This window comes from Paracoccus liaowanqingii, from assembly GCF_004683865.2.
GTDB classification, from domain to species: Bacteria; Pseudomonadota; Alphaproteobacteria; order Rhodobacterales; family Rhodobacteraceae; genus Paracoccus; species Paracoccus liaowanqingii.
Map to the genome: position 1 here is coordinate 2,110,001 of NZ_CP038439.1, position 15,977 is coordinate 2,125,977.

The window sequence follows — 15,977 nt, forward strand, 5'->3', positions numbered from 1 at the left end:
CGGTGTTCGACGAACCGGCGGGGGTGCCGTCGAAGTTGGTGCCCAGTTCCTGCGCGCCGGTCTTGGTGTAACGGACGCCGACGCCGGCCTGCACACGCCAGGTGGTGTCTGCGCTGTTCAGGATGCGGTAGCCCGGACCAAAGCCCAGGAAAGCGTCGGTGCGGAAATCGTCGAACTCGGCGGCAAAGTCTTCGTCCGTCTGCGACGGGCTGTTGCGCACGCCGTCGACCAGACCGTTCTGGCTGACACGACCCAGAGCGAAGGCATAGAACTGGTCGTTGAAGTAGTACTGCGCGTCATAGATCGCGTTGATGTCTTCCTGATCCTTGTTGCCGAAGTCATCTTCGCCAAACTCGATCGACAGGCCAACGCTCTGGGCGAACACGCCCTGGTTGTAGTTGACGCGGCCGCCGATGGCCAAGTCCTGGTTCTCGGTGTTGCCGGTCCGGCCGGTGTAGCTCAGCGACATGGTGCCGAACAGGCCCTGACGGCGGTCTGCGGGACCGAAGCGGTCGGCATCGTTGTCGCGGTCAAAGCGGTCGGTCACATCGTCTTCGATGTCGGTGATGCGGTCGTCGATGGCCGAAATACCGGCAGCGTCGGCACCGGTCGAGATTTCGGACTGCGCGAAGGCCGGGACCGACAGGGCGGCCAGGATCGCGGCGGTGCTGGACAGCAGGGTAACTTTTTTCATGTGTTCGTCCTCATAAGCTGAGTAGGATTGTCCTGACCCCGTGTCGGGCATCAGAGCATCTCTGCTGCCACCTCAATTAGCCTGATGCCCCTCGGGTTCAAAGAGCAGCGCATTTCTTGGTCATATCGCAAAAATGTGACGCCCCTCGGGTCTTGACGAAAACCAGCGGATGTCGGCCGAAATCGGGGTGAAACCAATCTTGATGCAACCATTTGCCGTTTGCGCCAAGCCCATGCGCAAGGTCACTTTTTGCACCGACTATACAAAGTCGGCATTCCCTTCTGAGCATGGAGGTTTTGAAACACGAACGTGACTGCTCATAATGAAGGCAGCATTCCATGGCCTGTCCGGCACAAAAGTTGTTGCACAGATGCCACGCAGATCGAACCGGAACCACACGGTTTGCCCCTGTGAAAAAGCCCCGTTCGGCATGTCAACCGGGGGTCTTCATTGAAAAGGCCCAGACCTGAGGGTCCGGGCCTTGTCGGGCGGCGATGGCGATGGAGGTCAGGCCAGAGAATCGGGGCGCAGATCGCGGGCCATGTGGTCCAGCACGGCATTGACGAAACGTGCCTCGCGGCCGTCCGGGAAGAAGGCCTGCGTCAGGCGGACATATTCGGTGATGACCACCTTGGCCGGGGCGCGTTCGGTGACCAGCTCGGCCCCGGCGGCGCGGAAGACGGCGCGCAGGACCGGGTCGATCCGGTCGATGGGCCACTTGGCCACCAGCCCCCGGTCGGTCGCCTGGTCGATGCGAGACTGCCACATCACCACGTCGTCGACGATGCGCGAGAACAGCGCCTCATCCGCCTCGGCCGTGGGTCCGTCGCGGTCCTCGAAGTCGATGCGGAAATCCTGGAACTCGCGCGTCACGCGATCCGCGGACTGGCCGGCGGCCTCCATCTGGAACAGCGCCTGGACGGCATACATGCGGGCGGCGGCGGACAGCGTGCGCCGGTCGGGCCGCTTGTCCTGATCGGAACTGCTCATGCCTTGCCCTGCCCTTCCAGCTCGCCCGCCAGGCGGATGACGTCATGCGGGGGCGGCTGGCCGCCCTTGCGCGTTTCGGTCCAGGACCGGGACAGCGCGATCAGGTGCAGCGCCGCCGCGGCCGCGCCGCCGCCCTTGTTCTGTCCCGCCGGATCGGCGCGAACCTCGGCCTGCGCCAGAACCTCGACCGTCAGGATGCCGTTGCCGATGCAGACGCCTTGCAGCCCCAGAAGGGTCAGCGCGCGCGAGCTGTCGTTGCAGACCGTGTCGTAATGCGTCGTCTCGCCCCGGATCACGCAGCCCAAGGCCACGAAGCCGTCATAGCGTCCGCTGCGGGCGGCCATGCCGATGGCGGTCGGGATCTCCAGCGCGCCGGGAACCTCGACGACATCCAGGCTGGCGCCGGCGGCCTGCGCGGTAGCCTGCGCCCCGGCCAGCAAACCGTCGGTGACGTCCTTGTAATAGGGGGCCACGACCGCCAGCAGACGGGTCGGTGCCTCCAGACGCGGCAGCGCCAGTTCGTGATGTTGCGTGTTCGAGGCCATCTCTCAGTCCTTGGGAATAGGCCGGGTGGAATGGATCGAAAGCCCGTAGGCGTCAAGACCCACCACCTTCACGGGCGCGGAATTGGTCAGCAGGATCAGGTCGGACAGGCCGAGCGCCGACAGGATCTGCGCCCCCAGCCCGTATTGGCGCAGGGTATGGGGGCCCACCTCGCCCGGATCGCCGACGGCTTCGGACAGGTCGCGGATCAGCACCACGACGCCGCGCCCCTCGGCCGCGATCTCGCGCATGGCGGCGGGCAGGCTGCCCGCATCCGTGCGCCCGATGCCCAGCACGTCGTGCAGCGGATCCAGCGCGTGCATGCGCACGAGGACCGGCGCATCGGTGGTCAGGTCGCCCTGGGTCAGCACGATATGCTCGATCCCCTGCGTCTCGTCGGCGAAGATGCGCATCATCCAGTCGCCGCCATGGGCCGAGGTCACCCGGCTTTGCGCGCGCTCGGCAATCAGGTTGTCATGGCGGCGGCGATAGCGGATCAGGTCGCTGATCGTGCCGATCTTCAGCCCGTGGCGCTGCGCGAAATCCACCAGGTCGGGCAGACGCGCCATGCTGCCGTCCTCGTTCATGATCTCGCAGATCACGCCCGAGGGGTTCAGCCCGGCCAGCCGCGAGATGTCGACCGCCGCCTCGGTATGGCCGGCGCGGACCAGCACGCCGCCATCGCGGGCGCGCAGCGGAAAGATGTGGCCGGGCGTCGCGATGTCGGAGGCGCCCCGCATCGGGTCGATGGCCACGCTGATGGTCCGCGCGCGGTCATGGGCGCTGATGCCGGTGGTCACGCCCTCGCGCGCCTCGATGGACGAGGTGAAGGCGGTCTCGTGGCGGCTGGAGTTCTTGGGGCTCATCAGGGTCAGGCCCAGGGCCTCGATCCGGGCGGCGGTCAGGGACAGGCAGATCAGCCCGCGCCCGTGCGTCGCCATGAAGTTCACCGCGTCCGGCGTGGCCATCTGCGCGGGGATCACCAGATCGCCCTCGTTCTCGCGGTCCTCGTGATCGACCAGGATGAACATGCGGCCGTTGCGGGCCTCCTCGATGATCTCCTCGATCGGAGAGATGGCCTGCGCCAGATCGCGCTCGACGGGGCCGGGTTCTTCAAACTTCATGACTCTGTCCTTCGAAATAGCGCTGGCCGCTGACAAATCCCGCCAGCCCGGCTGCCGCCATGATATCGCGTTCGTGGTCAGTCTCGCCCACCATCAGCACCGCGTCGCCGGGCAGGCGATGGGTGGCAAGCCAGCCCTTCATCCGGTCGCGCATCCCCGACCAGGGCGTGCCGAAGTCGGGCAGCCGCAGGGCCGAGGCCGCGTCAATGCGCCCGGCCAGCGCGGCCATGTCCAGCCCCGGCCCCGCGCCCAGATGGCGGGAGGCCTCCAGCCGGGTCAGGCGCGCGCCGCGCCCGGGTGCCGGGTCCTGCCCGTCCCGGAACACGCCAAGCGCGTTCGACGAGAACAGAAAGGCGATCAGGTCGCGCCCGGTGGTGGCGCGGACCCCGGCATAGGTCTTGTAGTCCAGCCCCAGGGCCTGCGCGCGGCGCACTCGCAAGCGCACGACCTCGATGGGTAGAATAGGCAGCAGATCGCGGCGCGCGCGGGTCCAGCAATGGCGGCGCCAGCCGGTGCCGTCCAACGCGGGTCCGCGATTGTGGCCGATCTGCATCACTCAGACCGCGCCGGCCTCGGCCAGCCGCGCCACATAGCGGGCCAGGGTGTCGATCTCCAGATTGACGGCATCGCCCTCGGCGGCGTCGCCCCAGGTGGTGACGGTCTGGGTGTGCGGGATCAGGTTGATGCCGAAGCGGCGGCCCTCGACCTCGTTCACGGTCAGCGAGGTGCCGTTCAGCGCCACCGACCCCTTGGGGGCCACGAAGCGCGCCAGCTCGGCCGGGGCCTCGAAGACCAAGCGCAGGCTGTCGCCCTCGCGCGCGGCGCTGACGATGCGGGCCACGCCGTCGACATGGCCGCTGACGATATGGCCGCCCAGCTCGTCACCCACGCGCAGCGCGCGTTCCAGGTTCAGGCGCTGGCCCACCGACCAGCCGGCCGATCCGATGCTGGTCTTGGACAGGGTCTCGGCCGAGATGTCGACCTCGAACCAGTCCTCGCCCTTGGCGATCACCGTCAGGCAGACGCCGTCGCAGGCGATCGAGGCGCCCAGGTCCACGCCCGCCATGTCATAGCCGCAGCCGATCCGCGCGCGCATGTCGCCGCGCATCTCGACGCCGCGGACCGTGCCGATATCCGTGATGATGCCCGTGAACATGCCCAGCCTTTCCTGCCGTTGGGTCCGAACTAGGCCATCCCCCCTGCCCGTTCAAGCACCAAGCCACCGAAGGCAGGTTAACCCTGATGCACAAATTTCTGGAACCAAGCGTTCAGACATGGCATGTCGAGGGCAAGGCCCGCCGCTTCCGGCGGATCCGTCTTGCAAGTTGCCCATGTCCCATCACGGCCCCCTTCCGCTGCAGACCGCACCGCGCCCGTCCAGGGCGGCCGATCCCGCACCTGCCGCGCCGCGGGTCTTCCTGATGCTGCAGGGGCCGCACGGGCCGTTCTTCGACCGTCTGGCCCGGCTCTTGCGGGCCGCGGGCGCGACCGTCTGGCGCTGCGGCTTCAACGCGGGGGACGAGTTCTTCTGGTCCGACAAGGCCAGCTTCCTGCGCCACGAGGGCAACGTGCTGGACTGGCCCGAGCGGCTGGAGGCGATCCTGGCCGACAAGGGTGTCACCGACATCGTCCTTTACGGCGACGTGCGCGCGATCCACGCCACCGCCCGCAGGCTGGCCGACGCGCGCGGCCTGCGCGTCCACGTCTTCGAGGAAGGCTATCTGCGCCCCTACTGGATCAGCTACGAACGCCAGGGCTCGAACGGCAACTCGGTGCTGCTGCGCATCCCGCTGGCGCAGATGCGCGCGGCGCTGCGCGAGCAGATCAGCGAGGTGCGCCGCCCCCCCGCCCATTGGGGCGACATGCGCCAGCACAAGTTCTACGGCGCCTTCTACCACTTCCTGATCCTGATCGCGAACCGCCGCTATCGCGCCTATAGCGGCCATCGCGCGATCCCGGTCATGCAGGAGTTCCGGCTGAACCTGCGCCGCTTCCTGCTGGCACCGGTCTACAATGTGGCCCGCGCAGCACAATGGCGGCGGCTGCGTCTGTCGGGCTGGCCCTACAGCCTTGTGCTGATGCAACTGGAACACGATTCGAACTTCCTGGGCCACTCGCCCTTCACCAAGAATGCCCAGTTCGTCGACCTGGTGGTCGAGGGCTTCGCCCGCTCGGCCCCGCGCCACCACCACCTGGTCTTCAAGGCCCATCCGCTGGAAGACGGGCGCGCGGGCAACCGCCCCGCCATCCAGGCCGCGGCCGCCAGGCACGGCATCGGCGACCGCGTGCATTACGTCCGCGGCGGCAAGCTGGCCGAGATCCTGTCGCATGCCCGCGCGGTCGTCACCGTCAATTCGACCGCGGCCCAGCAGGCGCTGTGGCGCGGCATCCCGGTCAAGACCCTGGGCCGGGCGGTCTATGAAAAGCCCGGGCTGGTCTCGGGGCAAAGCCTGGACGACTTCTTCGCCGCCCCCGAGGCGCCGGACCCGCAGGCCTACCGGGTCTTCCGGAACTACCTGCTGCAGACTAGCCAGATCCCCGGCGGCTTCTATGCCAGCCGGTCGCGCGCCCATGCGCTGCGTCTGGTGGCCGACATGCTTTTGTCGGAACACGACCCTTACGACGCGCTGGCGTCGGGGCCAATCCTGCCCCGTCAACAGCTTGCGGACCGAGATCATTGAAACCTGCCTGCAAGTACTTCTTGGCGCGAGTGGGCAGACCAGTTTAAAACGGCGCGAGAACCGGCCCACGACGTCGGAACCAAATAAAACAGGAGTATAAGAGGTGACAGTTTCCATTCGGTCGGCGGCCCCCCTGCGGGTGTGCATGATGGCCGCCCTGAGCCTGCTGGCAGCCTGCGGGCTGCCGCGATCCGGCCCCAACAAGTCCGAAATCTTCGACGGTGCCGTCGAGCGCGGCGGCAACACCCAGGTTATCTATGTCAACGACCACGTGACCCGCGCCTCTGCCTTTGCGCCGTCCTATGGCTTCTCCAACAGCTTCCGCAACGCGGGACAGGTGGGCGCCGACGAGATCCGCGCGGGCGACGTGCTGGGCCTGTCAATCTGGGAAAACGTCGATGACGGCCTGCTGACCTCGCTTGGCGACAGCTCGACCGCTCTGACCGAGATCCAGGTCGACAGCGAAGGCTTCATCTTCGTGCCCTATGCCGGTCGCGTCCGGGCGGCGGGCAACACCCCCGACCAGCTGCGCCTGCAGATCACCGAGCGCCTGAGCGCGCAGACCCCCGATCCCCAGGTGACCGTCCAGCGTGTCGCCGGCGACGGCGCGACCGTGTCGGTCGTGGGCCGCGTGGGCGCCCAGGGCGTCTATCCGATCGAGCGTCCGACCCGGTCGCTGTCCGCGATGCTGGCGCGCGCCGGCGGCGTGGCGATCGAGCCCGAGGTTGCCGTCGTCACCGTCAAGCGCGGTAATGACAGCGGCCGCATCTGGCTGGCCGATCTGTACAGCAGCCCTGGCAACGACATCGCGCTGCGCCCGGGCGACCTGATCCTCGTCGAGGAAGATCAGCGCACCTTCACCGCGCTCGGTGCGCTTGGCGGGCAGACCCGCGTGCCCCTGGGCAACGAGGTCATCAGTGCCGCCGAGGCCATCGCGATGGTCGGCGGTCTGACCAGCCTTCTGGCCGACCCCACGGGCGTCTTCGTGCTGCGCGACGAACCCGAATCGGTCGCCTCGCGCGTGCTGGGCAAGCCGGTCATCGGATCGCAGCGATTCGCCTACGTGCTGGACCTGACACGCCCGAACGGCCTGTTCCTGGCCCGGGACTTCGTGATCCGCGACGGCGACACCGTCTATGTGACCGAAGCGCCCTACGTCCAGTGGCAGAAGACCCTGGGTGCCGTCACCGGCAGCGCCGCGACCGCAGACAGCCTGACCAGCATCGCCGAGTAATTCCTGGATGCAGGCCAATGACCTCTCAGCCGCCGGGACCCCCCGGCGGCTTTGCATATTCAACCTCGGATTCCTCAGGCGGCCGCGCATCGCGCGCATCCTGACGCTGGCCGGATATCGGCCCGTCCTGGCCCTGCCCCGCCCGGGCGACGCGGTGGGGATCTGGGGTGCCAGCCCGACTGCCTGGCGCGGCCAGGCCATCGCCGCGCGGCGCGGCAGCCCCCTCGTCACCGTCGAGGATACCTTCCTGCGCTCGGTCCTGCCGGGCCGGGCGCCGGGCCGTCTGGCCACGCGCGGTCCCCTGGGCCTGCTGATCGACCCCGACGGGCTGCATTTCGACCCCACCCGCCCCTCGCGGCTGGAACGGCTGGCGGGCCAGCCCCTGCCGCCGGGCATGGCCGAACGCGCCGTGCGGCTGCTGGCGCGGATGCGGGCGGCGGATCTGTCCAAGTACAACCTGCACGACCCGGCGCGGGAGGTCCCGCCCGCCGGCTACGTGCTGGTCATCGACCAGACGCGCGGTGACGCCTCGCTGCAGGGCGAGGGGCGCGCGCGCTTCCTGACCATGCTGGAGGCCGCGCGCGACGAGCATCCGGGCCGCCCCATCCTGATCCGCAGCCATCCCGAGACCGCCGCCGGGCTGCGCCCCGGCCATCTGACCTCCGCCGACCTGCGCCCCGGCGACGGGTTCAGCGACACCCCCGTCTCGCCTTGGCGGCTGGTCGAGGGGGCCGAGGCGGTCTATGCCGTCAGCTCTCAGCTGGGCTACGAGGCGCTTCTGGCCGGGCACCGCCCGCGCCTCTTCGGGCGTCCCTTCTACGCAGGCTGGGGCCTCAGCGACGACGAGGTGCCCCTGCCCCCGGGCCGCCGGGGCACGGCCACGCGCGAGGCGCTGTTCACCGCCAGCCACATCACCGGGCCGGTCTGGTACGACCCCTGCCGCGACCGGCTGACCGATCTGGAGGGCGCGCTGGGCCAGCTGGAGGCCGAGACCCGCGTCTTTCGCCAGGACCGCGACGGCCATGTGGCCCTTGGCATGCGGCTGTGGAAGCGCCGCTTCCTGTCGCGCGAGTTCGGGGATTCCAAGCCCCTGCGCTTTGCCGCCAAGCCCGAGCCTGCGGTCACCCTGGCCTGGGCCAGCGCCGCCGAGGCCGCCCCGCAGGCGATCCGGGTCGAGGACGGGTTCCTGCGCTCGCGTGGGCTGGGAGCGGCGCTGACCCCGCCGCTGTCGGTGGTCGCGGACGATCTGGGCATCTACTTCGACCCCACCGCGCCCTCGCGGCTGGAACAGCTGATCGCGCTTGGCCCGCCCCCCTGCGGGCGCGACCGCGCGCAGCGGCTGATCGCGGCGCTGATCGCGGCGCGGCTGACCAAGTACAACCTTGGCGGCGCCGCCGACCTGCCACCCCGCGACGGCCGCCGCCGCATCCTGGTGCCGGGCCAGGTCGAGGATGACGCCTCGATCCGCAAGGGCGCGGGGGCCGAGCGGACGAACCTGGCCCTGCTGGCCCGCGTGCGTGCCGACAATCCCGACGCCTGCGTGATCTACAAGCCCCATCCCGATGTGGAGGCGGGCCTGCGCCCCGGCCTGATCGCGGCCGGGGATCTGTCGCGCCTGGCCGATCACGTGGCCGGGCAGGCCGATCCGGTGGCACTGATCGCGGCGGTGGACGAGGTCTGGACCATCACCTCGACCCTGGGGTTCGAGGCGCTGCTGCGCGGCACCCCGGTGACCGTGCTGGGGGCGCCCTTCTATGCGGGCTGGGGGCTGACTCGGGATCTGGGGCCGATCCCGGGGCGGCGGCGGGCGCGGCCCGATCTGGCGGCGCTGGTGCATGCCTGCCTGATCGCCTATCCGCGCTATCGCGACCCGGTGACGGGCCTGCCCTGCCCGGTCGAGCTGGCGCTGGAGCGTCTGGCGGCGGGCGAGGTCAGCCACCCCCCGGCGCTGCGGCTGCTGGCCAAGGCGCAGGGCGCACTGGCGGGCCATGCCTGGATCTGGCGGCGCTAGATCCTACGCCAGCGATGGAACAGGTCCGGCCCGATCGCCCGCGTCTCGGCCAAGGCAAAGCGCGGCGCCTCGGCCAGATGCGTCCAGCCGGTCGGACCCAGGAAGGGGCGCGCCTCGGCCCCCAGGGCCAGCCCGGCGGTATAGCCGATCAGCTGGTCGACCAGCCCCGCGACCAGCAGGCTGGCTGCCAGCCGACCGCCCCCCTCGCAGAAGACGCGGGTGATCCCCCGCCCGGCCAGATCGGCCATGATCCGCGCGGGCTCTCCGGCCACCCGCCACAAGGGCCCGTGATCCGGCCCCTGCGGCGCGAGGGCGGGCAGCGCCTGATCCGAGACGACGATGCGCACCGGCTGCAGCGGCGTGTGGATGCCGCGCACGTTCAGCTGCGGCAGATCCGCCCGTGCCGTGGCCCCGCCCACCATGATCGCGTCATGCTGGGCGCGCAGCGCATGGACATGGGCGCGGGCGGCGGGGCCGGTGATCCAGCGGCTTTCCCCGCTGGCCATGGCGATCCGCCCGTCCAGGCTGCTGGCCAGCTTCAGCGTCACGAAGGGCCGCCCCCGGGTGATCCGCAGCAAGAACCCCGCCTGCAGGTCCGAGGCCTCGGCGGCCATCACCCCTTGGGTCAAAGCCACGCCCGCGGCGCGCAGCATGGCATGCCCGCGCCCGGCCACGCGGGGGTCGGGATCCGTCAGCGCCGTCACCACCCGCGCCACCCCCGCCTCGACCATCCCCGAGGCGCAGGGCGGCGTGCGGCCGTGATGGGCGCAGGGCTCCAGCGTCACATAAGCTGTGGCGCCCCGCGCCAGCGGTCCCGCCGCATCCAGCGCCATGCGCTCGGCATGGGGGCGCCCGCCGGGCTGGGTCCAGCCGCGCCCGACCACGCGGCCCCCGCGCACCAGCACGCAGCCCACGGCGGGGTTCGGCCAGACATTGCCAAGGCCGCGCCGCGCAAGGCGCAGGGCATGGGCCATGTGGCTGGCATCCTCTGTCGGCTCAGGGGTCAATCGGTGGCGGCGCCGGGGCGCAGTTCGGACACGAACTTGTCGAAGTCGTCGGCATCCTGGAAGTTCTTGTAGACGCTGGCGAAGCGCACATAGCCCACGTTGTCGATGCGCGACAGCGCCTCCATCACGATCTCTCCGATGGCCTTGGACGGGATGTCGGTCTCTCCGGTGCTTTCCAGGCGGCGAACGATGCCGCTGATCATCTGCTCGATCCGCTCGGGCTCGACCGGGCGCTTCTGCATGGCGATGCGGATCGACCGGGCCATCTTGTCGCGGTCGAAATCCTCGCGCTTGCCGTTGGTCTTGACCACGACCAGGTCGCGCAGCTGCACCCGTTCATAGGTCGTGAAGCGGCCGCTGCAGGACGGGCAGAACCGCCTGCGGCGGATCGCCACGTTATCCTCGGCCGGGCGCGAGTCCTTGACCTGCGTGTCGAGGTTTCCGCAAAATGGGCAGCGCATGGGGTTGTCCCTGTCTGGGGGCGATCCCCCGGAACTATAGGCAGGACGGCAGGGCTTGGGTAGCCTTATCCACAACCCACAAGATGCGGGTCCCGGAACCTGTGGCTGGAAAGCCGCGTTGGCGGGCAGAATTCCCCAGAATTATCAAGGATTGCCGCCATGACACAGACCCTGTTCATCACCGGCGCCTCGTCGGGCATCGGCGCCGCCACCGCCCGGGCCGCCGTCGCGGCCGGCTGGACCGTGGGCCTCTTCGCCCGATCGGCCGACAAGCTGCAGGTGCTGGCGGACGAACTGGGCGCCTCGGCCCATGTCGCCACCGGCGACGCCACCCGGATCGAGGATCTGGAACGCGCGGTGGCCGAGGTCGCGGGCAGGTTCGGCGGCATCGACGCGGCCTTCGCCAATGCCGGGCGCGGGCTGTCCAAGCCCGGTACCGAGGCGGGCGATCTGGACGACATCCGCGGCATGATCGATCTGAACGTGATGGGCGTGGTCCTGACCGCCCGCGCCGTCCTGCCCGAGTTGCGCAAGACGCGCGGCACGCTGGTCCTGACCGGATCGGCGGCGGGGCGGCGCCATATCGCGGGCTCGATCTATGGCGCGACCAAGTGGTTCGTGCATGGCTATGCCGGAAACCTGGCCGAGGAGATGCGGGAATGGGGCGGGCGCTGTTCGGTCGTTGCGCCCGGCATGGTTGACACGCCTTTCTTCGACGACGGCGCGCCGGACAAGCTGCAGCCCGACGACGTGGCGGCGGCGGTCCTGCACATGATCACCGCGCCCGAACGCGCGGCGATCCGCGAGATCTACCTGATGCCGCAAAGCTAGAGCGGCTGGAACATCGCCACGACGCGTCGCTGGTGAGGCTCGCGGCGGTGTTCCATCAGATAGACGCCCTGCCAGCGGCCCAGGGCCATGCGCCCGTCCTCGACCGGGATCTGCAGGCTGGTCGGCAGCACCGCCGCCTTCAGATGGGCAGGCATGTCGTCCGGCCCCTCGTAGGTATGCGTGATCCAGCCCATCGAGGGGTGGTCCGAGGGCGGCGCCAGCCGGTCCAGCCAAGCCAGCAGATCGGTCTGCACCTCGGGATCGGCATTCTCTTGGATCAGCAGCGAGGCCGAGGTATGGCGGATCATCAGCGTCAGCAGCCCCTGCACCGCGCCGACGTCGCGCAGCCAGGCGGACAGATCGCCGGTGATCTCGTGGCAGGCGGGGCCGTCGGTCGGGATCGTCAGGTGGTGGATCACTCGGCCGCCTCCGGGTTCGGCAGCGCGTCGGGATCATCGCCCCGGTCATGGTCCAGCGCGATCTGCTTGTTGGCCCGCGCGCCCAGAGACCGCAGCATCTCGACCTGCCGGATCACGTTGCCCGAGCCGCGCGTCAGCCGGTCCATCGCCTGCCCCTGCGCGCGGTTGGCCTGATCCAGCGCGCGGCCCACGCCCTCCATCGCCTCGACCAGCCCGGCCACCTTGTCGTACAGCTGCCCGGCCCGGCGCGCGATCTCGACCGCATTGCTCTCGCGCCGCTCGACCGCCCAGATATGCTCGACCGTGCGCAGGGTCAGCATCAGCGTCGTGGGGGTCGTCAGGCCCACGCGGCGTTCCATCGCGAATCCCGCGAGGCCCGGATCGGCCCGCAGCGCGTCCGAGAAGGCGCCCTCGATCGGAATGAACATCAGCACGTAATCCACGGAATTGTCGTCCATCCGCTGATAGCCCTTGCCCGACAGCGTCGAGATATGGGCGCGGATCGCGGCCACGTGGCGGCGCAGGGCGGCCTCGGCCTGGGCCGGGTCCTCGTGGGTGACGGACATCTCGTAATCGTTCAGCGACACCTTGCTGTCGATGACCATGACCTTGCCGCGCGGCATCTTCACCACGACATCGGGCCGCCACAGCTTGCCGTCCTCGTCGCGCCAGCTGGATTGCAGGTCGTAATGCGTGCCGGCCATCAGGCCCGAATCCTCCAGGATCCGTTCCAGCACCATCTCGCCCCAAGCGCCCTGCCGCTGCTTGTCGCCCTTGAGCGCGCGGGTCAGGTTCACGGCCTCGCGGCTGATCTGTTCGCTGCGATTGTGCAGCGACAGGATCTGCTCGCGCAGCCGAGCGGATTCCTCGTCCAGCACCTTGTTGCGGGTCTGCAGCTCGGTCTGGAAGCGGTCCACCTGGTCGCGGAAGGGCGTCAGCAGGGCCGAGAGCTGGTCGTTCTGGCTGCGCTGCAGATCCTCCTGCTGGGCGCGCAGGGTCTCGGCGGACAGAAGGCGGAACTGCTGGGTCATCTCGGCACGCAGCTCGCGCAGGGTGGCGATCTCGCGGGCGCTGGCCTCGGCGTCCTTCTCGGCCCGCAGCCGCGCCTCGGCCAGCCGCGTCTCGAGCTGGGATTGCTGGTGGCGGGCGTGGTGCAGCGCGTCGGTCAGCCCGTCGCGGTCCTCGGTCAGTTCCGAAACGCGGGCCGCCTGCGCCTCGACCCGGGCGGCGCCGCGGGTCTGGTCCAGCACGGCGGCCTGCAGCGCGGCCTGGGCCACGACCAACTGCCCGGCCAGGTCCGTACGCGCGCGGCGTCCCCGGCCCCACAGGACCGCCAGCACCAGCGCGGCCAGCCAGCCAGCCGCCGCGGCCAGCATCAACGCGTCGCCCGGCCCGAATTCGATCTGCCCCATCTGCACCGTCTTCCCGTCTTTTGGAAGGCAGTGTTCACTTTTTGTGCCAGAACTTCAAGGGGGCGGCGTCAGCGGGCCATGGACATCATGAAGGACACCACGCCGCCCGCATATTCCGCCGGATGCACGGTCGAGGTGTCCGAGCGCGCGAACCAGTCCATCAGCGAGGCATGGTCGCGGTCGGAAAACCGCATATGCCAGTCCTGGAAGCGGCGACGGTCCAGCGGCCCCTGGTCCAGCACGACGATCCCGTCATGCCGCCCGTCATCCTTCAGCGAGGCCATGATCCGCGCCAGCCCGTCGCCGGGTCCCTCCAGCCACTGGAAGAACAGCCCGTCCTCGTGATGCAGGCAGCCCGTCAGGCCAAGCGTCTGGTTGCGGCTGCGCGCGGCCTTCAGGATCGCGCGCATGTCCTCGTTCTCCAGCCCGGGCCGGGCGGTGCTGCGATACAGCACGAAACCCAGCCCGTCGATGCGGCTCAGATCGTCCGGGACGGACCTGTCACTGGTCAAGGAACGAGCGCAGCTTGCGGCTGCGCGACGGGTGCTTCAGCTTGCGCAGCGCCTTCGCCTCGATCTGGCGGATGCGCTCGCGGGTGACGCTGAACTGCTGGCCCACTTCTTCCAGCGTGTGGTCGGTGTTCATGCCGATGCCGAAGCGCATCCGCAGGACCCGTTCCTCGCGCGGGGTCAGGCTGGAGAGGACGCGCGTCGTCGTCTCCTTCAGGTTCTCCTGAATGGCGCTGTCCAGCGGCAGGACGGCGTTCTTGTCCTCGATGAAGTCGCCAAGCTGGCTGTCCTCCTCGTCCCCGATCGGGGTCTCGAGGCTGATCGGCTCCTTGGCGATTTTCATCACCTTGCGGACCTTCTCCAGCGGCATCTGGAGCTTCTCGGCCAGTTCCTCTGGGGTCGGCTCGCGGCCGATCTCGTGCAGCATCTGGCGGCCGGTGCGGACCAGCTTGTTGATCGTCTCGATCATGTGGACCGGGATGCGGATCGTGCGGGCCTGATCCGCGATGCTGCGCGTTATCGCCTGACGGATCCACCAGGTCGCATAGGTCGAGAACTTGTAGCCCCGGCGGTATTCGAACTTGTCCACGGCCTTCATCAGGCCGATATTGCCTTCCTGAATAAGATCAAGGAATTGCAAGCCCCGGTTCGTGTATTTCTTGGCAATCGAGATGACCAGACGCAGGTTCGCCTCGACCATTTCCTTCTTGGCCTGACGGGCCTCCTTCTCACCGCGCTGGACCTGGCTGACGATGCGGCGGAATTCCTCGATGTCGACGCCGACATACTGGCCGACCTCGGCCATGTCCGAGCGCAGCTTCTCCACCGGGTCGCGCGAGCGGTCGAACAGCGCCTGCCAGCCGCGACCGGCCTGCGCGGACATGCGGTCCACCCAGGTCGGGTCCAGTTCCGACCCGCGATAGGCGTCGATGAACTCGCGACGGTTGATGCGGGCGGCATCGGCCAGCTTGACCATGCCGCTGTCGATGGTGACGATGCGGCGGTTGATGCCGTAGAGTTGGTCGACCAGCGCCTCGATCCGGCCGCTATTCAGGTGCAGCGAATTCACCAAAACGACGATCTCCGACCGCAGGACCTGATAGTCGGTCTCGGCATTGGCGGAGAAGCTGTTGTCCTCGTTCAGCGTCGCGGACATGCGCTGGTCCTGCATGTCGGCCAGCCGCTCGTAGTTGTTGGCGATGGCTTCCAGCGTTTCCAGAACCTTGGGCTTGAGGCTGGCCTCCATCGCGGCCAGCGACAGGTTGGCCCCCTCGTCCTCGTCGTCGTCATCCTCGACGCGCAGGGGGTTGCCGTCGGCGTCCAGTTCTTCGCGCTTGGTGGCTGCGGTGTCGGTCTCGCCCTCGACGGTCAGCTCGACCTCTTCGGCCTCCTCGCCGTCCATGGCCTGGCCGAAGGTCGTCTCGAGGTCGATCACGTCGCGCAGCAGGATCTCTTCGTCCAGCAGTTCCTCGCGCCACAGCGTGATGGCCTTGAAGGTCAGCGGGCTCTCGCACAGGCCCGCGATCATCGTGTTGCGGCCGGCCTCGATCCGCTTGGCGATGGCGATCTCGCCCTCGCGCGACAGCAGCTCGACCGAGCCCATCTCGCGCAGGTACATGCGCACCGGATCGTCGGTGCGGTCCAGCTTCTCGGTTTCCGAGGTCGAGACGGCCAGCTCGCGCGATCCGGTTCCGGTCGCGACCAGCGCGCCGCCCTCGGCCTCCTCGGCGGCGTCGTCGTCCTCGATGACATTGATGCCCATCTCGGACAGCATCGACATCACGTCCTCGATCTGCTCGCTGCTGACCTGCTCGGGCGGCAGGACGGCATTCAGCTGGTCATAGGTGATGTAGCCCCGCTCGCGCGCCTCGGCGATCATCTTCTTGACCGCCGCCTGGCTCATGTCCAGCGTGTGGGCATTGTCGTCCTTGTCGGTCTTGTCGTGCTCGTCGTCCTTGGCGGCCATCCAGGGCTCCTTCTCGAGGCGGTCGTGTTCGCAGGCGGTCTTCGGGCGGATGATTCGCCCAAGAGCCGAATCGCCGCAAATCGTCTTGGTTCTAG

General features: G+C 68.9%; 16 protein-coding genes (1 of these 16 cut by a window edge). 4 read left to right on the plus strand and 12 right to left on the minus strand.

Annotation, left to right across the window (positions count from 1 at the left end; translation table 11 throughout):
• From E4191_RS10225 to E4191_RS10250, 6 genes are all read right to left on the minus strand, one after another.
• Nucleotides 1–694, minus strand: the 5' portion of a protein-coding gene (locus tag E4191_RS10225) for a DUF481 domain-containing protein (RefSeq protein ID WP_135313319.1). It extends 242 nt beyond the left edge of the window; the window shows 694 of its 936 coding nt (coding positions 1–694); it begins with the start codon at nt 692–694; its stop codon lies beyond the left edge, outside the window.
• Between the two features lie 507 nt (nt 695–1,201).
• Nucleotides 1,202–1,684 carry a transcription antitermination factor NusB gene (gene nusB / locus E4191_RS10230; RefSeq protein WP_135313320.1) on the minus strand — a complete coding sequence of 161 codons (483 nt, stop codon included), beginning with the start codon at nt 1,682–1,684 and terminating at the stop codon, nt 1,202–1,204.
• Complete coding sequence (locus E4191_RS10235; RefSeq protein ID WP_135313321.1) at nt 1,681–2,229, minus strand: 6,7-dimethyl-8-ribityllumazine synthase; 549 nt, start codon at nt 2,227–2,229, stop codon at nt 1,681–1,683. The genes nusB and E4191_RS10235 overlap by 4 nt, the downstream gene beginning before the upstream one ends.
• Before the next feature lie 3 nt (nt 2,230–2,232).
• Nucleotides 2,233–3,351: a 3,4-dihydroxy-2-butanone-4-phosphate synthase gene (ribB, locus tag E4191_RS10240; protein WP_135313322.1), complete on the minus strand. Its 1,119-nt coding sequence runs from the start codon at nt 3,349–3,351 to the stop codon at nt 2,233–2,235.
• A complete protein-coding gene (locus E4191_RS10245; protein ID WP_228461228.1) occupies nt 3,341–3,904 on the minus strand; it encodes a hypothetical protein in 564 nt (187 codons plus the stop codon). Before E4191_RS10245 ends, ribB begins: the two co-directional genes overlap by 11 nt.
• 3 nt (nt 3,905–3,907) lie before the next feature.
• Nucleotides 3,908–4,507 carry a riboflavin synthase gene (locus tag E4191_RS10250; protein ID WP_135313324.1) on the minus strand — a complete coding sequence of 200 codons (600 nt, stop codon included), beginning with the start codon at nt 4,505–4,507 and terminating at the stop codon, nt 3,908–3,910.
• Nucleotides 4,508–4,682: 175 nt separating this feature from the next.
• Here E4191_RS10250 and E4191_RS10255 point away from each other — a divergent pair, with 175 nt between their 5' ends.
• From E4191_RS10255 to E4191_RS10265, 3 genes are all read left to right on the plus strand, one after another.
• Complete coding sequence (locus tag E4191_RS10255; RefSeq protein WP_135313325.1) at nt 4,683–6,032, plus strand: capsule biosynthesis protein; 1,350 nt, start codon at nt 4,683–4,685, stop codon at nt 6,030–6,032.
• 145 nt (nt 6,033–6,177) lie between these two features.
• Nucleotides 6,178–7,266: a polysaccharide biosynthesis/export family protein gene (locus E4191_RS10260; RefSeq protein ID WP_135313326.1), complete on the plus strand. Its 1,089-nt coding sequence runs from the start codon at nt 6,178–6,180 to the stop codon at nt 7,264–7,266.
• 7 nt (nt 7,267–7,273) lie between these two features.
• Nucleotides 7,274–9,277, plus strand: coding sequence for a capsular polysaccharide biosynthesis protein (locus E4191_RS10265; RefSeq protein WP_135313327.1), 2,004 nt, complete (start codon nt 7,274–7,276; stop codon nt 9,275–9,277).
• Here the strand turns inward: E4191_RS10265 and ribD are convergent.
• The gene (gene ribD, locus E4191_RS10270; RefSeq protein ID WP_269436649.1) at nt 9,274–10,284 is read right to left on the minus strand and encodes a bifunctional diaminohydroxyphosphoribosylaminopyrimidine deaminase/5-amino-6-(5-phosphoribosylamino)uracil reductase RibD; all 1,011 of its coding nucleotides are present in this window, start codon (nt 10,282–10,284) and stop codon (nt 9,274–9,276) included. The genes E4191_RS10265 and ribD overlap by 4 nt on opposite strands.
• Nucleotides 10,281–10,745 (minus strand): transcriptional regulator NrdR, encoded by a 465-nt coding sequence (gene nrdR / locus E4191_RS10275; RefSeq protein WP_135313329.1) that lies wholly within the window; start codon nt 10,743–10,745, stop codon nt 10,281–10,283. Before nrdR ends, ribD begins: the two co-directional genes overlap by 4 nt.
• 159 nt (nt 10,746–10,904) lie before the next feature.
• On the opposite strand from nrdR, the gene E4191_RS10280 reads away from it, so the two are divergent.
• Nucleotides 10,905–11,576, plus strand: coding sequence for an SDR family oxidoreductase (locus tag E4191_RS10280; protein WP_135313330.1), 672 nt, complete (start codon nt 10,905–10,907; stop codon nt 11,574–11,576).
• On the opposite strand, the gene E4191_RS10285 is transcribed toward E4191_RS10280, so the two are convergent.
• From E4191_RS10285 to rpoD, 4 genes are all read right to left on the minus strand, one after another.
• A complete protein-coding gene (locus tag E4191_RS10285; RefSeq protein WP_135313331.1) occupies nt 11,573–11,995 on the minus strand; it encodes a secondary thiamine-phosphate synthase enzyme YjbQ in 423 nt (140 codons plus the stop codon). The genes E4191_RS10280 and E4191_RS10285 overlap by 4 nt on opposite strands.
• On the minus strand, nt 11,992–13,407 hold the full coding sequence (locus tag E4191_RS10290) for a DNA recombination protein RmuC (protein ID WP_135313332.1): 1,416 nt from the start codon (nt 13,405–13,407) through the stop codon (nt 11,992–11,994). The genes E4191_RS10285 and E4191_RS10290 overlap by 4 nt, the downstream gene beginning before the upstream one ends.
• Before the next feature lie 68 nt (nt 13,408–13,475).
• Nucleotides 13,476–13,919: a BLUF domain-containing protein gene (locus tag E4191_RS10295; RefSeq protein WP_135313333.1), complete on the minus strand. Its 444-nt coding sequence runs from the start codon at nt 13,917–13,919 to the stop codon at nt 13,476–13,478.
• The gene (gene rpoD / locus E4191_RS10300) at nt 13,909–15,882 is read right to left on the minus strand and encodes an RNA polymerase sigma factor RpoD (protein WP_135313334.1); all 1,974 of its coding nucleotides are present in this window, start codon (nt 15,880–15,882) and stop codon (nt 13,909–13,911) included. The genes E4191_RS10295 and rpoD overlap by 11 nt, the downstream gene beginning before the upstream one ends.
• Between the last annotated feature and the right edge of the window lie 95 nt (nt 15,883–15,977).